Consider the following 17,734-nt stretch of genomic DNA (forward strand, 5'->3'; position numbering starts at 1 on the left):
TTCGTAGTGAAATAGGGAATTGTATTTGTAGTAAAGTAAGGGCTTATTATTATTCGTGTTACAATAAGGGATTATAAAGTTTAAGGGCTAATTATTTACATTAGATGCCCTATATCAATCTAAAATCCGTGATTAAATACGCAAATAAGAAGTTTTTAAAAGCAGATTCTAAGCTACTAGGGCATGAAAATATATTTAAGTTCCCGCTGAATACATATGTGTTCGTGGTGAAGTGAGTGAGTGTTGTATTTGTGGTGAAATAGGGATTATATTTATGGTAAAGTGAGGGCTTATTATTCGTGTTAAAATAGTGAGTATTGTATTTGTAGTAAAATAGGGATTATAAAGTTTAGTGGCTAATTATTTACATTTCATTTATTTTTTGTGTATAATAAGCGATGATTTAAGTTAAGGAGATTTTTATGAAATCTAAAATCAATATAGTATATAAAATCTTATATTTATCTATATTAACTACTTCCATTTCCTATGCTACTACCACTACAACACCAGCTGATTATAAATGGGCGTGCTTTGGATACGGAGATGCTGCAACTTATGGAAATCAACTATATCTAGAGGGCAAGAAAGATGAAAGCTCAGGGTATTGTCTAAACGACACTACCACCAATCCATCTTCTACTAACAAAGGCTGCCTTGTGAATTGTGTCCAGCAAAGTGATAGGAGCAAGGTTACAGTGCAACAAGGGACGATTTTAGGGCAACCGAAATATGTCCTAAAGCCAAATGCTGAAACTATGGGAGTAACTTTCTATGAATGCAAGTATAACTCCTGTATCCATACCGAACGTGCTGGGAGTGTCGTATCCTGCACAGAATGTCAAACTGCTAGTCTTGTAAAGCGACCTACTGGCGGTGGCGGTGGCGGAGCGACCCCAGACCCTACCCCATCAACCCCTGCAACCAACCTAATAGTTGAGGAATATAGCTTTTTAGGCACTCACCCACAAAATATAATATATACAAAAACTTCTAATAGTAGTATAAATGTGAGAATCTACAATACATCTAATACAGGTAGTCTTGGCTCTGGGCTAGATGCTGCTAGCTGTATATTGAGTAATAATGGCTCAGTGGTGGCAAGTGGAGATGCGACTTGGAGCATAAGTGGTGGAGGGTCATACACATGGTCTAAAACAGTCGCTATGTCTGGAACTTATACGCTAAAATGCACTGGTGTTGATAAAAGTGCTAATATCATCACTAGTCCAGATATAGTCTTTGCTACAGTTCCATATAGCTACAATATGAATGCTATCCTCCAAGTAGGCTCAACTAACTTTACAATGAATGGTGGAAATGTCATATCAAATGGCTCTACCAAACAAATAACCCTAAGTGGAAATTCACCAGTAGTGCAACTAAATGTAAGCAATCTTAAAGTTCAATTAGCCGGCACGGCAAATACCGCTACCGCTGCGGTAGATACGGGAGTTAGCTCAAGCATAACAACTAAAAATTTTGAAAATACTGTCAATGGCTGGGCATCTGCCTCTAGTGGGACTAATATCTGCCAAGCCGCTCCTCCTACCCCAACGCAAACTGATGTAAAGGTTGAAAGTGGTAGATTTAGCAATTCCGCTGGGGAAGTAGACTTTAGCGATGTTTATGAAGGGAGTATAACAGTTCAGTATTACGATAAAAATACAACAGATATAATCAATAATGAAAAGGCAAATGGGCGATGCTCTGGAAGTGGTGTGAGTAATGGACAATGCCCTTATCCGCCTATATTTGAATATACATTTCCATACTTGGTAGTTCCATATAACTTTAGCCTTAGCATTGAATCCCAAACTGGAAATCCTATAAAAGTATTGTATTACGGACAAGGGAATAACCCAGCTACTGAAAATCCAAGTCTTTTAAAAGTAATAGCAGAGGATAATAGTAATAATCCATTGAAAAATTATATTGCTGGTTGTGCGGCTAAGAATATAGATTTAGAGCTAACTGCTACAAGTAGTGATGTATCTTTGACTTTTATAAACCCAGCTGATACAACTACCACAACAACTACAAATGTAACTACCATAAATGCAAGTGATTTTACGACTAATTCGACGGCTGCCATAAGTAGAGTCCTAGCTGTCAAAAAGAAAGATGGAACACCTTTTAGCCCTAGTGAAGTAGCAGAGCCATCATATCTAACTAGCTTTGATAAACTCATATATTTCACAGGGAAAAAAGATGATGTTAATTATCCACAATATAATAATCCAAGATTTACTTCGATTAGCGATATGGTGATATTAAGAGGAAGAATTAATGCAATAGATACGGATAATGCTGCAAATTACGCAGTAATGCCGACTACGAGAGTGAATTATGAATTTTATTGTAAAACTTGTAAGTTAGATAATGTCAAAACTATAACAGGAGCAACTAAATATGAAGCAAGTCCTACTTTACCGGGCTGGTGGATAGATAATACATTTAGCGACTTTAATCCTACAGAAATAAAAACTGATAATATATCAACAACTATTAATTTAAAAGCTAGTTCTGTATCAAATGTAAAAGATGGAACGCAAGATATTAGCTATAGTAAAGCGAATGCTGGAAAGTATCAAGTAAAAATAAATCAAAATGGAACTGCTAATGCATTTCCATCATTCTTATTATTTAATCCATATTATGACTCAAATATCACCAATTGGGGGACAAGCTCACTTGTAACTATATATGGCGAAGTGCAAGATGATACAAGGGATTTTGGGCTTGATACAGGAGATAGTAAGAATACAAGGAGCGGAGGAAGAATAGGAGGCTTCTAAATCGTGCTTAAGGCTACATTGCAAGGCACGAACAAGGAACGACGAAAATATGGGGATTCTAAATCCCCGATAGTTATTTAAAAGTCTTTAAATGCGGGGATTTTAGATAATCTATTATAAAATCCACTGCAGAATCTAGCTAGTAAAGCTAGAGATTTTAGGCTTGGGATAGGAAACTCTAAATCCCGCTAGTTATTTAAAAGCATTTAAAAGCTGGGATTTTTGGTTATCTAATAATACATACTCCACACTAAGATTTTTTTAACGCAGATAATAGCTTTCAAACCTATCGAGCTTTAATATCCCAAAGTAAATATTTAAAATATTACTTCTATAAATCTTATGCGATTTGTGAATCTAGACTCCCGTTAAGATTCTTTAAAATCTAGCAAAAGAATCTAAATCGTTAGATTTACTCTGCTATTTCCCTATATCTAGCAACTTTCCACTAAGATTAGCATTTTTAATTTTTTCATCATTTTCCCCATTTGATTTTTCAATTTAATGATAAAATTTTAAAATGTTAATTGCTTAGATTTTAAGGAGATTTTATGCGAAGCGACATCATTAAAAAAGGGCATACGAAAGCGCCACATAGGAGTTTATTACGAGCCACAGGGCTAAAAGATGAGGATTTTGACAAGCCATTTATCGGCATTGCAAATAGCCATATTGACATTATTCCGGGGCATTTTTTCTTGGATAAATACGGCGAGATAGTCAAAGATGAGGTGCGAAAAGCCGGCGGTGTGCCATTTATCTTTAATACAATCGGCGTTGATGATGGGATTGCTATGGGGCATAGCGGAATGTTATATAGTTTGCCTAGCCGCGAGCTTATCGCTGATAGTATAGAGAGTATGATGAATGCACACGCGCTAGATGCCCTATTTTGTATCCCAAACTGCGATAAAATCGTGCCCGGAATGATTATGGGTGCACTTCGTGTGAATGTGCCGACTATCTTTGTGAGTGGCGGTCCTATGGCAGCTGGGAAATTAAAAGATGGCAAAATCCTAGATTTAAACTCCGCATTTGAGGCGGTGGGGAGCTATGAGAGTGGGAAAATAGATGAAAATGAATTGCACGAAATCGAGTGTAACGCCTGTCCGGGCGGAGGGAGCTGTAGCGGAATGTTTACAGCAAACTCTATGAATACGCTCTGCGAGGCAATGGGGATTGCACTGCCCGGAAATGGCACGATTTTAGCACTTACAAAAGAGCGCGAGGAGCTATTGCGAAAGGCAGCAAGAAGGCTAGTTGAAATCGCCAAAGATAAGCAGAAAAGCGAACAATTTGCCATAAAAAATATCCTAAATAAAGATGCGATTTATAACGCATTCGTCGTGGATATGGCTATGGGCGGTAGCACAAATACGATTTTACACATGCTAGGCATTGCCAAAGAGGCTGGGGTGGAATTTAACCTAAAAGATATTAACGAGATTGCCGCAAAAGTCGCTCACATCGCCAAAATCGCCCCATCTCTTAGCACCGTGCATATGGAAGACATCAATAGAGCTGGTGGCGTAAATGCCGTGATGAGTGAGATTGCCAAAAAAGGCGTGTTAAAAACAGAAGCACTCACAATAACTGGCGAACGCTTAGGGGAGCGAATAAAGGGGGCGGAAATACTAGATTCTACCATTATCCGCCACGCTGAAAACGCCTACTCTAAAGTTGGCGGATTAAAAATCTTGTATGGCAATTTAGCCCTTGAGGGAGCCGTGCTAAAAGTCGCCGCAGTGGCGGAATCTATGAAAGAATTTAAGGGCAAAGCAATCTGCTTTAACTCCCAAGATGAAGCGATAAAGGGCATTGCCGGAGGGCAAGTCAAGGCTGGAAGTGTGGTAGTTATCCGCTATGAGGGACCAAAAGGCGGACCTGGAATGCAAGAAATGCTCTCTCCTACGAGCCTAATTATGGGAATGGGCTTGGGAGAATCTGTCGCACTAATCACCGATGGGCGATTTAGCGGAGCGACGCGTGGAGCGTGTATAGGGCATGTCAGCCCAGAAGCCGCTGAGGGGGGACTAATCGCACTAATTGAGGACGGCGATGAAATTGAAATCTCCGTATCCAAGGGGACTTTAGAGCTACTAGTAGATTCCGCCACTTTGGAATCTAGGGCGAAAAAATGGCAGCCGATAAAAAAGGACATAAAAAGCAAGTGGCTTAAACGATACTCGCTACTAGTTAGCAATGCGGCAAATGGAGCGGTGCTAAAAACGGAGATTTAGGGTGGCTTACGAGAATCTTAGTTTTGTGATAGGGGGCTAGAATGCAATCTCATCTAAGCAAAAAAGCCACGATAAATCTAGGCTCATTTTATACGCCCAAATTTATCGTAGAAATCGCCTATAAAATGCTTGAAAAACACACTAATTTGGGGGAATTTCTGCTTTTTGATAATGCTTGTGGGTGTGGTGATTTTTTTATTAAAAATATTAGATATTGTTAGGATTTAAGGAGTTTATTTGAGTGGCTTAAAATATCCAATGTTTTTGCTAGGAGATTCAAAAGATACACTTAAGAGCATATTTGATTCTAGTATTGATTTAATTCTAACTTCCCCGCCTTATGATAATTTAAGAGATTATAAGGGATTTGATTTTAGCTTTGAAGAGATTGCTAAAGAGCTTTTTAGGGTATTAAAAATGGGTGGTGTTATGGTGTGGATTGTGGGAGATTCTACTATTGATGGGAGTGAGAGCCTAAATAGCTTTAAACAAGCACTTTATTTTAAAGAACTTGGATTTAAAATCCACGATACTATGATTTATCAAAAAAATAATTTTTCTAATCCTAGCAAAACCCGCTATCATCAAATATTTGAATATATGTTTATTCTCTCAAAAGGCAGACCAAAAACATTTAATCCCCTAATGGATAGGAAAAATGTCTATGCTGGTTATACCACACTTGGAGAGAATACCACACGCAAACGAGATGGCAATTTCACAAAGCAGAAAAAACGAGTTATTGAAGAATTTGGAATGCGTTACAACATTTGGAAAGGCAACACTTCAGGGCAAGAAAATATGTGTAAATCCATAAAGCACCCAGCCACTTTCCCCCTTTGGTTGGCAAGAGACCATATATACTCTTGGAGTAATGAAAATGATTTGGTTTTAGACCCATTTTGCGGTAGTGGAACTACGGGAGTTGCTTGTAAGGAGCTAAATAGAAATTTTATAGGCTGTGATATAGAATCTAGCTATATAGAACTTGCACAAGAGAGAATAAAAAATACAAGGGTGGAAAATGGATTATTCTAAGCTAGGCGAAATAAGCAAATTAAATAATAAAATTTTCCCATTTAAAGAAGTAGTAAAAAATATAGAAAAATGTGAAGTGCTGAAATTTGACAATGACGAATTATTAAATATTCTAAAAACTGCTTGTAGCAATACAATCACTCCGGTAAATAATATAGAATTTAGTGCTCGTCCTAACGAATTTGGTAATATCGTGGCTAATCTGTTTGCTGTTGAGTGTAGAAATATGCAATTAGAATATCAAAAGCCAAAAAATTCCTATGGCAAAGATAAGGAAAGTGGCTATCCAGATGGCTTGCTAGTTTTTAAGGATAAATATTATTATATAGAACTTAAAACTTGCGAGGAAAGCAAACAAAATCAAACACTAAGGACATTTTTCTACTCTCCATCGCAAAGCTCAAAAATCATTTATGACGCACCGCATTTGCTAATTTGCTTTTTAACCACAAAGAAAAATAATATATTGTTGCTTAATGGGAATTTCCATATTGTGGATATGTATGAAAAAAATGTGAAATTAAAACTAGAATATAATAGTAACAATAAAGAATTATATGGCGGAAAATTATTATAAGATGAGTAGAGTTTATAGCAAAAATAAGCAAATTGTGGTTTGCTATGTTTAGGGCATTGCGTGGAATCGTGCGGAATTTAAGGTGGTTTTGTGGGTGAGATAAAGCCGAATGTGGAGATTCTAGGGCAGGTTTTTACTCCGCAGAGCGTGGCTAAAGCTATGCTTGGGCTAATCAAAAATAATGGGCGGATTTTAGAGCCTAGCTGTGGCAATGGGGCGTTTTATAAGAATTTGCCACTTGCAAACGAGGGCGTGAAAACGGCTTGGATTCCGCAAGTTGCTAGGGCAGATTCTCGTAAAACAGCTTTGATTCCGCAAGTGGGCAAAAATGGGGAGATTTCAAATGTCGCAAAAAATGTGAATCTAGGCTCGAATAATCCGCAAGTTGCGAATATTTTAAAAACTACAGAGATTTTAGAGGCTAGGAAAACGGCGAATCTAAAGGTTGAAAATTTGCAAACAGCGGAAGTGGCGAATCAAAATGGGGAGAATCTGCGAGTTGCAAAGATTTTAAAAACTGCTATGAAAGTTGGCATTGAGATTGATTGGGAGTTGCTAAAAAGTGGCGATTTTGGGGACGCCAAAATCGTAAGAATTATTAAAGATTCTACAGATTCTACTAAGTTTTTGGATTTTAGGCGAGATTCTGCAGATTCTGTTAATTTTTTAGATTTTAAGCCAGATTCCGCAAAACTCGCAGATTCCACAGATTTCACAGATTCTACAGATTCCAAAAACTCTGCAAAGCCCGCAGATTCGCTAATTTTAAATATGGATTTTTTTGATTTTAGCATTGATGAAAAGTTTGACAGCATTATCGGCAATCCGCCCTATGTGCGATATAGGGACATTAGCCCAAGCACAAAGTCCGCAATTAATGGCTTTTTGGAGAATTTAGAGCCAGAAAATTACGCCGATTTAGCAGAATTTGCAAATTTGGTAGATTCTACAAATCCGGCAAATCCCACGAATTTCGCAAATATCACAAACCCACAAAACCAAGCAAGTCTAAATAATCCCACGAATCTCAAAACACACACAATCGCCACAAATCTAACGACCCAAAAGAATTCCCAAAGTCTTTTTGACGAGCGAACCAATCTCTATATTTTCTTTATTTTCAAATGCGTTTTACACCTAAAAAGTGGCGGTGAGCTGGTTTTTATCACGCCTAGGGATTTTCTTAAAAGCACTTCGAGCCGCAAACTAAATGAATTTTTGTTCGCTCAAGGAAGCATTACGGATTTTATCGATTTGGGTGATAGGCGGATTTTCGCCCACGCTACGCCCAATTGTGCGATTTGGCGGTTTGAAAAGGGCAATTTTACGCGGGACACGAATTTGCTTATTTTCCAAGATTTCAGCACTTTTATTAAAAATACAATTTGTAAATTTACTTTTCTAAACGGACAGATTATCTTTAGCAAGAGCGATTATTCCATCCCCTTTTACGAGCTATTTTTTGTCAAGGTTGGGGCGGTGAGTGGGGCGGATTCCATATTTGGGAGCGAGGAATTTGGCGATGTGGATTTCGTGTGTTCCAAGACCATCAAAAGTGGCAAAACAAAGAAAATGATTTATGGGAAAAGTGCCGAAAACTCCCCTTATTTGCGGAAGTTTAAGGAAGTTTTAATGCAGAGGCGGATTAAAAAATTTAGCGAAAATAATTGGTTTGAGTGGGGCAGAGATTATTTTAAGAGCGACTTGCCGCGAATCTATGTAAATACCAAGACAAGGCACAAAAAGCCATTTTTTATCCACGATTGCAAGGCATATGATGGGTCGATTTTGGCGATTTTCCCAAAGTTTAGGGCGGATTTGGCGACTTTACAGAGGGTTTGTGCGAAGTTAAATGCACTAGATTGGGCGGAGCTTGGATTCGTGTGTGATGGGAGGTTTATATTCTCTCAAAGAAGCCTAGAAAACTGCCATCTAGATTCTAGCTTCGCGGAATTTTTAAATATAATCTCTATAAATTAAGGTTAGAATCTATGATTTTTAAAAAATGGCGATGGGGTGGATTCAGCAAATCAAATCTTAAATTTTATAAGAATGTTATTTTATCAACTAGATTCATAAAAGGGTTTTGGATTAATTTGCTACTTTCTAATACATTGAAATCTTCTTGAAAGTGAAATTTCCTGCTAATTTTTCGACAAAGTATTGTTGCCCTTTACACAAAACTCGCTTGATTTCTGCTTTTGCAATTTCACCACTAGTGCGAAAAATTTACTTTCATTGCTAGTGGAATCTCCATATAGAATCTTAAAAAATTGAAATTTTTAAAAAAATATGATAGTTAAATCCTTAATTTTATGCAAAATACCAAAAAACTAATAGGTGATTTAATAAAAATGTTAAATCCTAACTTTTAAAAATATAACGAACAAAGCAAAGTTTCTAGTAGAGTGTTGGTTAATCTTCCCATAAAGGCTTAGCTTCTAGTAGGCAAGTGAGATTCTGCCAATCCAAAAACACCAAAGTGCTTTATATGAGATTAAGAAGTTTGCTTTTACTACTAGAGCAATTTTTAAAGTATTAGAATCTAAAAATTTGATTGCATTTAATAGCATTTTGTGGTGATTTCTATTTCACCATACTTTTTAAAATGGCTTAGAATTAGATTCCAGCTTTAGCTTTAAGATAAACAAATCAAAAAAGTGCTTATTTTTAAGATAGTTGTGATTTAGAAAGATTCTAAGTCTTGGATTTTGATAGTTTTGGCGAGTTTGGTTAGGACATTTTCCTGATATTTGGGATAATTTATTTTCATAATATTAGATGAATTGCTTAGCATTTTATTGATGAAAATTCTACTATAATATTAAATTCATTTAACATTACTTTAATAGCATTTATTCTATAGTAATCCGCTGATAGTTTAAAACTATTAAGATTTTTATAAAAGGAAATGTTAGATGAAAATAATAAAACTAATATTATCTATGTTTATTATAGTTAATATGGCAAATGCAATGGATATAATAAAAAGTAAATACGATTTTGATACCACTTATAAAAATATTAAAAATACTATAGTGCAAAAAAATATACCCATTTTTGCGGAATTTGACCATGCTAAGAATGCAGAAGAAGTCGGGTTAGAGCTAAATCCAACAAGTGTTATAGTTTTTGGGAATCCAAAAGTTGGGACATTTTTAATGCAAGAAAATCAAAGTATAGCTATTCATTTACCTCTTAGGATTTCTGTATGGAAAGATGCGAAAAATAATGTATTTGTAACATATACAGATATTAAAGATTTAGCAAAACAATACAATATAAAAAATACTAAAGTTGTTGATAATGTGGATAATCTTTTAAAAGAAATGGTCCGCTCCTCTACGCAAGAAAAATAATTTTTAAATCTATTTGCCAAATAAGCCTTATTGGCTTAAATGGCGTAGTAATTAATATTTTAGCTAGAATCCATTTATGGATAATAGAATTAAAGACTTTATTGCTAAAAACAATCTTTTAAGCTTTAGTGTTATAGAAGAAAATAATGGCAATTATGAGATTTATTGTGCGAGTTGTTATTATGCATTTGATGTAGCAAATCTAAGCCTTATTATCAAAAGTGATATAGAAACAAAGCATATAAAATTAGCTATGATAAACCCAAATATAGGCATTATTATCGCTAAAGATTCTAAGAATCTTGGATTATTAAAAGGCGTTCAAATAAAAGCAATCTTTAAAAAAGCCCAAAAAAACCAAGCAAATCTATATTATAAATCTTTTCCATTTGCTACGTTTGGAGTTGGAGAGATTTTCAGCCTTGATATTGTATGGGCGAAATACACGGATAATAAACTACTTTTGAGTAAAAAGCTCATCTACACAAGGGAATAGTAACCTATAAATTAAACCCTATCATTTTTAAATCGTTTGATATGAACGCCAATCTTTGATAATTTATCCTCTATTTTTTCATATCCGCGGTCAAGATGGTAGATTCTATGTATTTTAGTTTCACCACTTGCCACAAGACCTGCTAAAACTAATGCACTACTTGCACGCAAATCTGTTGCCATTACATCAGCACCGATTAGATTTGTTTTGCCATTGATATTTGCCACATTCCCAAGAAGCGAGATATTTGCACCAAGCCTTTGAAGTTCATTTACATGCATAAAGCGATTTTCAAATAATCTCTCTTTTATCGTGCTTACTCCTTTGCATTGTGTAGCTAGTGCCATAAATTGTGCTTGCATATCAGTTGGAAAACCGGGATATTCACTCGTGGTAAGCTCAAAAGCGTTTAATTCTTTTGATTTAAAAATCGTAATACTATCTTTATCAATGTTAATATTAAAACCTATTTCTTTCAATTTATTTAAAATTGCCTCTAAGTGCTTAGGAATGATATTTTTAATGGTAATAGTAGAGTTTGTAATCGCCCCTGCACACAAGTATGTCCCTGCCTCAATCCTATCTGGAATAATGCTAATATCTGCTATATTTATGAGTTCCCCATCTGTTCCTATGATAGTAATCTCATCGCTACCCTGCCCGCTAATATCAACTCCATTTTGTTTTAAAACATCGCATAATTGTATTACTTCTGGCTCTTTTGCGGGATTTATTATTGTTGTTTTGCCTTTTGCTAAAGTGGCTGCCATAATGACATTTTCTGTTCCTGTTACAGTTATCTTATCAAAGATAATATTACTTCCCTTTAGTCCTTTTGGAGCAGTAGCATTGATATATCCATTTTTAATTTGTATTTTTGCCCCCATATTTTGCATCGCTTTTATATGCAAATCAACAGGTCTAGCTCCTATAGCACAACCACCCGGTAAGCTTACCTGACATTTTCCAAATCTAGCTAATAGCGGTCCTAAAAGTAATATTGAAGCACGCATTTTACGAACAATATCATATACGACTTTAGTATTATTAATATCATTTGTATTTATTTCTATCGTATTTTTATCTTTATCAATGCTATTTGCTCCAAGCATAACAAGTAGTTTTATAAGCACACGAACATCAACCACATTAGGCAAATTACCTAGTAAAACACTATTTTTTGCTAAAATCGTCATAGCAATTAATGGCAAAGCAGCATTTTTAGCACCACTTATTGTTACGCTCCCACTTAGATTATGGTTGCCCTCTATTTGTAAATAATCCATACTATCTCTTTATCTTTTTATTTTCTCTATATTTTAGACTAACACCAATGGAATGCTCAATATCACTTTTAATCTTTGGATTTTTCTTTACTAAATCATCGCGGAATCTAGCTGCCTGCTCTACACTCATATAATCAAGTAATGTTATTGCTTGGATTAGATTAAGCCATTTATCAAAATTTTTATTTGTATTTGAGATATTATAAAAATTTGCATAAAATTCACGCATAACAGAATCTAAAATCTCCTTGTCATTATGCGAGTTATTAACTTGTTCTAAGAGAAAATCAAGAGTAGTTTTTGGCTCTGCTTTTTCCATATTTTTATTAAAAAATCCGCATAAAAAAAGAATGCCCAGCATAATGACAAATAAAACAATACCAATAATATAGAATAGAAAAAAATAAGATATTTGATACAAAGAATACCTCTATTTTCTTTTATATAAATCTATATTTGCTTTTACAAATCCCTCAATACTTCCACAATCATAGCGAATCCCTTTAAATTTATATGCAAGAACTCGCGAACTTTGGGCTTGAATCTTTAGAGCATCTGTGATTTGAATCTCACCTTTTTTATCCGGGGCGACATCTAGTAGAATCCTAAAAATATCGGGTGTTAGGATATATCGACCGATTACTGCTAGATTGCTTGGGGCATCTTGTGGCTCTGGCTTTTCAATCATACTTTTAACCTCATAGATTCCGCTTTCAATCTCTTTTCCATCAATCACGCCATATTTACTTAAATCTTTAGAATCTACTTCTTGAATTGCAATAATCGAGCATTCAAATCTATTATACAAATCAATCATTTGTGCCAAAATGCTTTTTCCATTATCATTAATGCATAAATCATCTGCCAAAATCACGCCAAAAGATTCATTCCCTACTAATTTTTCACCTGTTAGGATAGCGTGTCCCAAGCCTTTCATTTCATTTTGTCTAATATAAGTAAAAGAGCAATTATTAATAATCTCTCTAATATCCTTTAAGAGATGTTCTTTTTTAGCACTTTTTAATTGATGTTCCAACTCATAACTTATATCAAAATGGTCTTCTATTGCCCTTTTTCCTCGCCCTGTAACTATTGCCATCGTATCGCAACCTGCATCTAATGCCTCTTCGACGCCGTATTGAATTAATGGCTTTGTATTCACTGGAAGCATTTCCTTTGGAATCGCCTTTGTAGCTGGGAGAAATCTTGTTCCGTAGCCTGCTGCTGGGAATAAGCACTTTCTAATCATATTTTTCCTTTGTATTATTTAATCAATCCTATTCGCATACTTCTAAAAAAATCCAATGCTACTCTACCGCTTCTCTGCCCTTTTTGTGTGGCATAGGATAATGCTTTGGTTTTTAACTCTTCGCTTAAATCTTGTTGGAAATACATCTTAACAATTTGTAAATATTCATCAACATTTGTTTTATAAAATGGAATACTAAGAGTAAATCTATCACTAAGTGAGATTCTCTCCTCAACTGCGTCTTGAAAGTGTAATTCTTTATTTATAGTTTTAGCACCAAGATTATCGCTCTCATACTCCGCCATAACATGCTTTCTATTTGAAGTGGCATATAATAAAACATTATTTGGAATCTTTTCAATAGAGCCATCTAGCACAACTTTTAGCGATTTATACGAAGTATCTCCGCCCTCAAAACTCAAATCATCTAAAAAAATAATAAATTTATGAGGTTGGATTCTCATCGCATCTACAAAGATTGGTATTATGGATATATCCTCTGTTGCGATTTGGATTATTTTTAGATTATGAGATAAAAAATGTGTAAATACTGCTCTAACTAATGTGCTTTTGCCGCAGCCACGAGGTCCATATAGTAAAGCATTCAATCCGCCTTTATTATTAATAAAAGATTCTGTGTTTTTAAGCAAAATCTCTTTTTGCTCATCAATTCCAATTAAATCCTCCATATTAAAAGCGTTAAATTCGCGTATGGGGTGTAAGTATTCGCCTCGCCAAATAAATGCATCGCATATTTTCCAATTCGTATCAATTTTTCTAATCATTTATTTTCCTAGTTTGTATTTGCTTTGAAATCTAGCTTATTATCTCTCACAACAACTTTTATAATCGTTCCTTTTTTAAACTTTCTAAATAAAATCAACTCACTTAGCGGAATCTTAATTTCTCTTTCTAAGATTCTATGTATTTCCCTAGCACCCAAAGAAGTATCAAATTTTAGATTCAATAAATAATCATAAACATTTTGATTTAGCGATATTTTCACATCTTTTAATTGTGAATTTATCTCATCTATTTGCTTTTGGATAATTAATCTTAGATGACTTTTATTTAGATTATTAAAATGACAAGTGCAATCTAATCTATTTCTTAATTCTGGAGAGAATAAATCCTTTATCGCCCTATCCTTGCTAGAATCTGCATTATTACCAAATCCAAGCATAGGCAAATCTTTAGTTGTAATATTAGAAGTCATAATAATAATAACATTTCTAAAATCTGCCTTATTTCCGCTATTATCCGTTAAAGTGGCATTATCAAAAATTTGCAATAAAAGATTATATATACTTTCGTGTGCCTTTTCAATCTCATCTAAAAGTAGCACACAATGGGAATTTTTGCGTATAGATTCTACTAATAATCCACCCTCTTCAAATCCTACATATCCAGCAGGAGCACCGATTAATCGCGATATTGTGTGAGATTCGCTATATTCACTCATATCAAATCGCAAGAAATTAATATTAAGATTTAGTGCTAATTCTTTTGCTAACTCACTTTTTCCCACACCTGTTGCCCCTGTGAATAAAAACACGCCAATAGGTCTATTTGGATTTCCAAGTCCTGCTTTATTTTTTAATAAGCTTTTATAGAGTGAATCAATCGCTTCATCTTGTCCAAATATCCTAGATTTTAATTTCTTAGGTAGATTTTTTAATAGGATTCTCTCATCAATAGTTTTTGTTAATGGCATTTTTGTATTTTTAGATACTAGATATTCGATATTATGTTTATTTATCTTAATCTTTTTATTGATTTTTTGATTTCCATAGATTTTAAAATACGCCCCCGCTTCATCAAGTAAATCGATAGCTTTATCTGGCAGGAATCTATCATTTATAAATCTATTTGATAGGATAACGCAAGATTCTAATGCATCTTTAGCATATATAACATTATGAAATTTTTCATAGATTGGAGCAAGAGAAGTTAGTATTTTTATGGAATCCTCAATGCTTGGCTCATCAATATTTATTTTAGCAAAACGACGAGAAAGTGCCTTATCCTTATCAAAATGATTTCTAAATTCGCTATAAGTAGTAGCCCCAATACATCTAAGATTCCCATTTGCAAGAGCTGGTTTAAGTAAGTTTGAAGCGTCCAAGCTCCCGCCACTCGTGCTTCCTGCACCAACTATCGTGTGAATCTCATCAATGAAAATAATTGCATTTTGAACTTTTTTAAAACTATCAAGCACATCTTTTATTCGCTTTTCAAAATCACCACGATATTTTGTCCCTGCGATTAAAAGCCCTAAATCAAGTGCATAAATCTTACAATCTTTCATCTCATCTATGACTTCATTATTTGCAATTTTTAGAGCAATGCCCTCAGCAATCGCTGTCTTACCAACGCCGGGCTCACCAACTAAGAGTGGATTATTTTTCTTTCTCCTGCATAGAATCTCGCAAACCCTTTTTATCTCATCATCTCGCCCTATAACAGGGTCGATTACGCCATTTTTTGCTAATGCCACAAGCTCTCTTGTGTATAAAGAAAGAGGGTTTGACTTTTCATTAGTATTTTGGCTTTCATTTTGTGTGTAAAAACCACTTTGCCTATCCACCACAAATTCTAAAATATCTATTTTTGTTATATTTTGGGATTCCAATAAAAGTGTGCTATAACATTGTTTATCCGAAGTAATAGCGATTAGCAAATCATAAATATCAACAATTTCTTTTTGTGAGTTTTCTGATATATTTATCATTGTTCTAAAAATGCTCTCCAAGGCTAATGTATAAATTGGCTTAAAATCTTCAAACTTAATATTTGGATTAGATTCTAAAAATGATTCTAGATATTGTAGGATTTGTATTTGTAAATCTTTTACATCTCCACCTAGATTCGTGATACACTCACTCCCTTCTTTATTTTTAAGAAATGATAAAAAAATATGCTCTGTTGTTAGCATATTATGCCCGAAATTACGCGCTAAATCTATTGCAGTGTTGATTATTGAATTAAGATTATTGTCGATTATCATTAGCCCTCCTTATTTATTTTAATCTGCTTCCACTATCGTTTTTAGTGGGAATCCAGCCTCTTTTGATTTTTTCCTTGCTATATTTGCTTTGGTTTGAGCAATATCATATGGGTAGATTCCGCAGATTCCCCGCCCATTATTATGAATTTCAAGCATAATATTTGTCGCTTCTTGCGTGTTTTTATTAAAAATCTCCTCTAGGATTCTAATAACAAAATCCTGTGTTGTATAATCATCATTTAGCATTATAACTTTTGACATTTTAGGCAAGACTAATTTCGTATCTAAGTCATATTCATTTTTATAATCATACATTGCTTTAATAAATCTCCTAAATATAAAGTTTCATTTGATAGAATTATTTTTACTTTTTTATCATAAAATTATAATTTAATTTTAAGTCAAGGATTCTTAAATTGATTACAAAAGATTTACTTTTATATTTAGCGAATAAATATGGAACTCCTTTATATGTATATGATTTTGATGAAATAAAAAATAAGGTTTTTGACTTTAAAAGGGCATTTAAAGCAAGAAAATCGCTAATTTGCTATGCACTAAAGGCAAACTCAAACCTATCACTTTTATCTTATTTGGCTTCCTTAGATTGCGGGGCGGATTGTGTTTCAATAAATGAAGTAAAAAGGGCATTAAAAGCTGGGATTCCAAAATATAAGATTATTTATAGCGGTGTTGGAAAAAGCGACTTAGATATAAAAGAGGCATTGGAACTTGATATTTTATTCCTAAATCTAGAAAGTGTAGAGGAAATGCTACGAGTGGAAACTATCGCTAAAGATTTGGGTAAAAGTGCTAGGATTAGCATTCGTGTTAATCCAAATGTAGATGCCAAAACGCACCCATACATTTCAACAGGATTAAGAGAAAATAAATTTGGGGTAAATATAGAAAGTGCGAAAAAAATGTATATTTATGCAGGAAATTCGAAATTTCTTCACCCGATTGGAATCCACTTTCACATAGGAAGTCAGCTTGTAGAATTATCCCCTATAACACAAAGTGCTAATAAGATAGTGGAATTGATTTTTGGACTTTTGGCTCTAAAGCTTGATTTAAAATTTATCGATATTGGCGGGGGAATTGGGATAAAATATAATGATGAAAAAACAATTGATATTTACTCCTATGCTCAAGGAATCTTAAAAGAAATGCAAGGATTGGATTTAAGTATAATCTGTGAGCCGGGTCGATATATAGTTGGAGATTGCGGGGTTTTAATATCTAAAATATTATATGAAAAACAGAATGAAAATAAGAGATTCTGCATTGTTGATGCCGCTATGAATGACTTAATCCGCCCTGCTCTATATAATGCAAAGCATAAAATAGAATATATTAGCGTAGATACTAACCAAAAAAGCCATATACCAGATTTATTAAAAGATAATACAAGATTCCAAGAATATGCAGACATCGTGGGACCTATTTGTGAGAGTGGGGATTATATCGCTAAACATATCAAGATTCCACGCACAAAAGCTGGTGATTTGATTATTATCAAATCTGCGGGAGCATATGGATTTAGTATGTCGAGTAATTATAATTCAAGGTTAAAATGTGCCGAAGTAGCGATTATCAATGGCAAAGATAAGTTAATTAGAAAAAGAGAGAATTTTGAAGATTTAATAGCAAATGAATTGCCATATTTGAATTAAGGAGGGGA

The 17,734-nt window shown here is 34.3% G+C and carries 16 protein-coding genes; 10 read left to right on the forward strand and 6 right to left on the reverse strand.

Annotated elements, in window-relative coordinates; genetic code table 11:
• The first annotated feature begins 104 nt into the window (after nucleotides 1-104).
• The 9 genes from CCY99_RS09745 (at nucleotide 105) to CCY99_RS00230 (ending at nucleotide 10,508) form a co-directional block, all read left to right on the forward strand.
• Nucleotides 105-236 carry a hypothetical protein gene (locus tag CCY99_RS09745; RefSeq protein WP_258442862.1) on the forward strand — a complete coding sequence of 44 codons (132 nt, stop codon included), beginning with the start codon at nucleotides 105-107 and terminating at the stop codon, nucleotides 234-236.
• Between the two features lie 186 nt (nucleotides 237-422).
• Entirely contained in the window at nucleotides 423-2,798 is a 2,376-nt protein-coding gene (locus CCY99_RS00195; protein WP_112059399.1) for a hypothetical protein, read from the forward strand.
• Nucleotides 2,799-3,349: 551 nt separating this feature from the next.
• Nucleotides 3,350-5,038, forward strand: coding sequence for a dihydroxy-acid dehydratase (gene ilvD, locus CCY99_RS00200; RefSeq protein ID WP_112059400.1), 1,689 nt, complete (start codon nucleotides 3,350-3,352; stop codon nucleotides 5,036-5,038).
• A gap of 41 nt (nucleotides 5,039-5,079) precedes the next feature.
• On the forward strand, nucleotides 5,080-5,259 hold the full coding sequence (locus CCY99_RS00205; RefSeq protein WP_112059401.1) for an N-6 DNA methylase: 180 nt from the start codon (nucleotides 5,080-5,082) through the stop codon (nucleotides 5,257-5,259).
• Nucleotides 5,260-5,275: 16 nt separating this feature from the next.
• Complete coding sequence (locus tag CCY99_RS00210) at nucleotides 5,276-6,076, forward strand: site-specific DNA-methyltransferase (protein WP_112059402.1); 801 nt, start codon at nucleotides 5,276-5,278, stop codon at nucleotides 6,074-6,076.
• Nucleotides 6,063-6,653, forward strand: a complete 591-nt coding sequence (locus tag CCY99_RS00215; RefSeq protein WP_112059403.1) for a hypothetical protein — start codon at nucleotides 6,063-6,065, stop codon at nucleotides 6,651-6,653. Before CCY99_RS00210 ends, CCY99_RS00215 begins: the two co-directional genes overlap by 14 nt.
• Nucleotides 6,654-7,424: 771 nt before the next feature.
• Nucleotides 7,425-8,633 carry a class I SAM-dependent methyltransferase gene (locus CCY99_RS09750; RefSeq protein WP_258442919.1) on the forward strand — a complete coding sequence of 403 codons (1,209 nt, stop codon included), beginning with the start codon at nucleotides 7,425-7,427 and terminating at the stop codon, nucleotides 8,631-8,633.
• A 938-nt stretch (nucleotides 8,634-9,571) separates the two neighbouring features.
• Nucleotides 9,572-10,012, forward strand: a complete 441-nt coding sequence (locus CCY99_RS00225) for a DUF302 domain-containing protein (RefSeq protein ID WP_112059405.1) — start codon at nucleotides 9,572-9,574, stop codon at nucleotides 10,010-10,012.
• A 76-nt stretch (nucleotides 10,013-10,088) separates the two neighbouring features.
• Nucleotides 10,089-10,508, forward strand: a complete 420-nt coding sequence (locus CCY99_RS00230) for a hypothetical protein (protein WP_112059406.1) — start codon at nucleotides 10,089-10,091, stop codon at nucleotides 10,506-10,508.
• An 11-nt stretch (nucleotides 10,509-10,519) separates the two neighbouring features.
• Here CCY99_RS00230 and murA read toward each other — a convergent pair whose 3' ends face one another.
• The 6 genes from murA to CCY99_RS00260 are packed head-to-tail and all read right to left on the reverse strand — an operon-like array spanning nucleotide 10,520 to nucleotide 16,365.
• Nucleotides 10,520-11,794 carry a UDP-N-acetylglucosamine 1-carboxyvinyltransferase gene (murA, locus tag CCY99_RS00235; RefSeq protein ID WP_112059407.1) on the reverse strand — a complete coding sequence of 425 codons (1,275 nt, stop codon included), beginning with the start codon at nucleotides 11,792-11,794 and terminating at the stop codon, nucleotides 10,520-10,522.
• Nucleotide 11,795: 1 nt separating this feature from the next.
• The gene (locus CCY99_RS00240; RefSeq protein ID WP_112059408.1) at nucleotides 11,796-12,215 is read right to left on the reverse strand and encodes a hypothetical protein; all 420 of its coding nucleotides are present in this window, start codon (nucleotides 12,213-12,215) and stop codon (nucleotides 11,796-11,798) included.
• A gap of 9 nt (nucleotides 12,216-12,224) precedes the next feature.
• Entirely contained in the window at nucleotides 12,225-13,043 is an 819-nt protein-coding gene (galU, locus tag CCY99_RS00245; RefSeq protein ID WP_112059409.1) for a UTP--glucose-1-phosphate uridylyltransferase GalU, read from the reverse strand.
• Between the two features lie 14 nt (nucleotides 13,044-13,057).
• Nucleotides 13,058-13,828, reverse strand: a complete 771-nt coding sequence (locus CCY99_RS00250) for an ATP-binding protein (RefSeq protein ID WP_112059410.1) — start codon at nucleotides 13,826-13,828, stop codon at nucleotides 13,058-13,060.
• A gap of 8 nt (nucleotides 13,829-13,836) precedes the next feature.
• Nucleotides 13,837-16,050 (reverse strand): AAA family ATPase, encoded by a 2,214-nt coding sequence (locus CCY99_RS00255; protein WP_220092219.1) that lies wholly within the window; start codon nucleotides 16,048-16,050, stop codon nucleotides 13,837-13,839.
• Nucleotides 16,051-16,068: 18 nt separating this feature from the next.
• The gene (locus CCY99_RS00260; protein WP_112059411.1) at nucleotides 16,069-16,365 is read right to left on the reverse strand and encodes an ATP-dependent Clp protease adaptor ClpS; all 297 of its coding nucleotides are present in this window, start codon (nucleotides 16,363-16,365) and stop codon (nucleotides 16,069-16,071) included.
• Between the two features lie 101 nt (nucleotides 16,366-16,466).
• Between CCY99_RS00260 and lysA the strand changes: the two genes are divergently transcribed.
• Nucleotides 16,467-17,726 carry a diaminopimelate decarboxylase gene (gene lysA, locus CCY99_RS00265; protein WP_258442864.1) on the forward strand — a complete coding sequence of 420 codons (1,260 nt, stop codon included), beginning with the start codon at nucleotides 16,467-16,469 and terminating at the stop codon, nucleotides 17,724-17,726.
• The last annotated feature ends 8 nt before the right edge of the window (nucleotides 17,727-17,734 follow it).

Origin of the sequence: Helicobacter sp. 16-1353 (genome assembly GCF_003288815.1) — a bacterium.
Classification (GTDB): Bacteria; Campylobacterota; Campylobacteria; order Campylobacterales; family Helicobacteraceae; genus NHYM01.

What these genes read in the sequence shown, in the direction of transcription:
- CCY99_RS09745 (WP_258442862.1), top strand. Translation starts at nt 105, where the DNA reads ATGCCCTATATCAATCTAAAATCCGTGATTAAATACGCAAATAAGAAG.
- CCY99_RS00195 (WP_112059399.1), top strand. Translation starts at nt 423, where the DNA reads ATGAAATCTAAAATCAATATAGTATATAAAATCTTATATTTATCTATA.
- ilvD (WP_112059400.1), top strand. Translation starts at nt 3,350, where the DNA reads ATGCGAAGCGACATCATTAAAAAAGGGCATACGAAAGCGCCACATAGG.
- CCY99_RS00205 (WP_112059401.1), top strand. Translation starts at nt 5,080, where the DNA reads ATGCAATCTCATCTAAGCAAAAAAGCCACGATAAATCTAGGCTCATTT.
- CCY99_RS00215 (WP_112059403.1), top strand. Translation starts at nt 6,063, where the DNA reads ATGGATTATTCTAAGCTAGGCGAAATAAGCAAATTAAATAATAAAATT.
- CCY99_RS09750 (WP_258442919.1), top strand. Translation starts at nt 7,425, where the DNA reads ATGGATTTTTTTGATTTTAGCATTGATGAAAAGTTTGACAGCATTATC.
- CCY99_RS00225 (WP_112059405.1), top strand. Translation starts at nt 9,572, where the DNA reads ATGAAAATAATAAAACTAATATTATCTATGTTTATTATAGTTAATATG.
- CCY99_RS00230 (WP_112059406.1), top strand. Translation starts at nt 10,089, where the DNA reads ATGGATAATAGAATTAAAGACTTTATTGCTAAAAACAATCTTTTAAGC.
- murA (WP_112059407.1), bottom strand. Translation starts at nt 11,794, where the DNA reads ATGGATTATTTACAAATAGAGGGCAACCATAATCTAAGTGGGAGCGTA.
- galU (WP_112059409.1), bottom strand. Translation starts at nt 13,043, where the DNA reads ATGATTAGAAAGTGCTTATTCCCAGCAGCAGGCTACGGAACAAGATTT.
- CCY99_RS00250 (WP_112059410.1), bottom strand. Translation starts at nt 13,828, where the DNA reads ATGATTAGAAAAATTGATACGAATTGGAAAATATGCGATGCATTTATT.
- CCY99_RS00255 (WP_220092219.1), bottom strand. Translation starts at nt 16,050, where the DNA reads ATGATAATCGACAATAATCTTAATTCAATAATCAACACTGCAATAGAT.
- CCY99_RS00260 (WP_112059411.1), bottom strand. Translation starts at nt 16,365, where the DNA reads ATGTATGATTATAAAAATGAATATGACTTAGATACGAAATTAGTCTTG.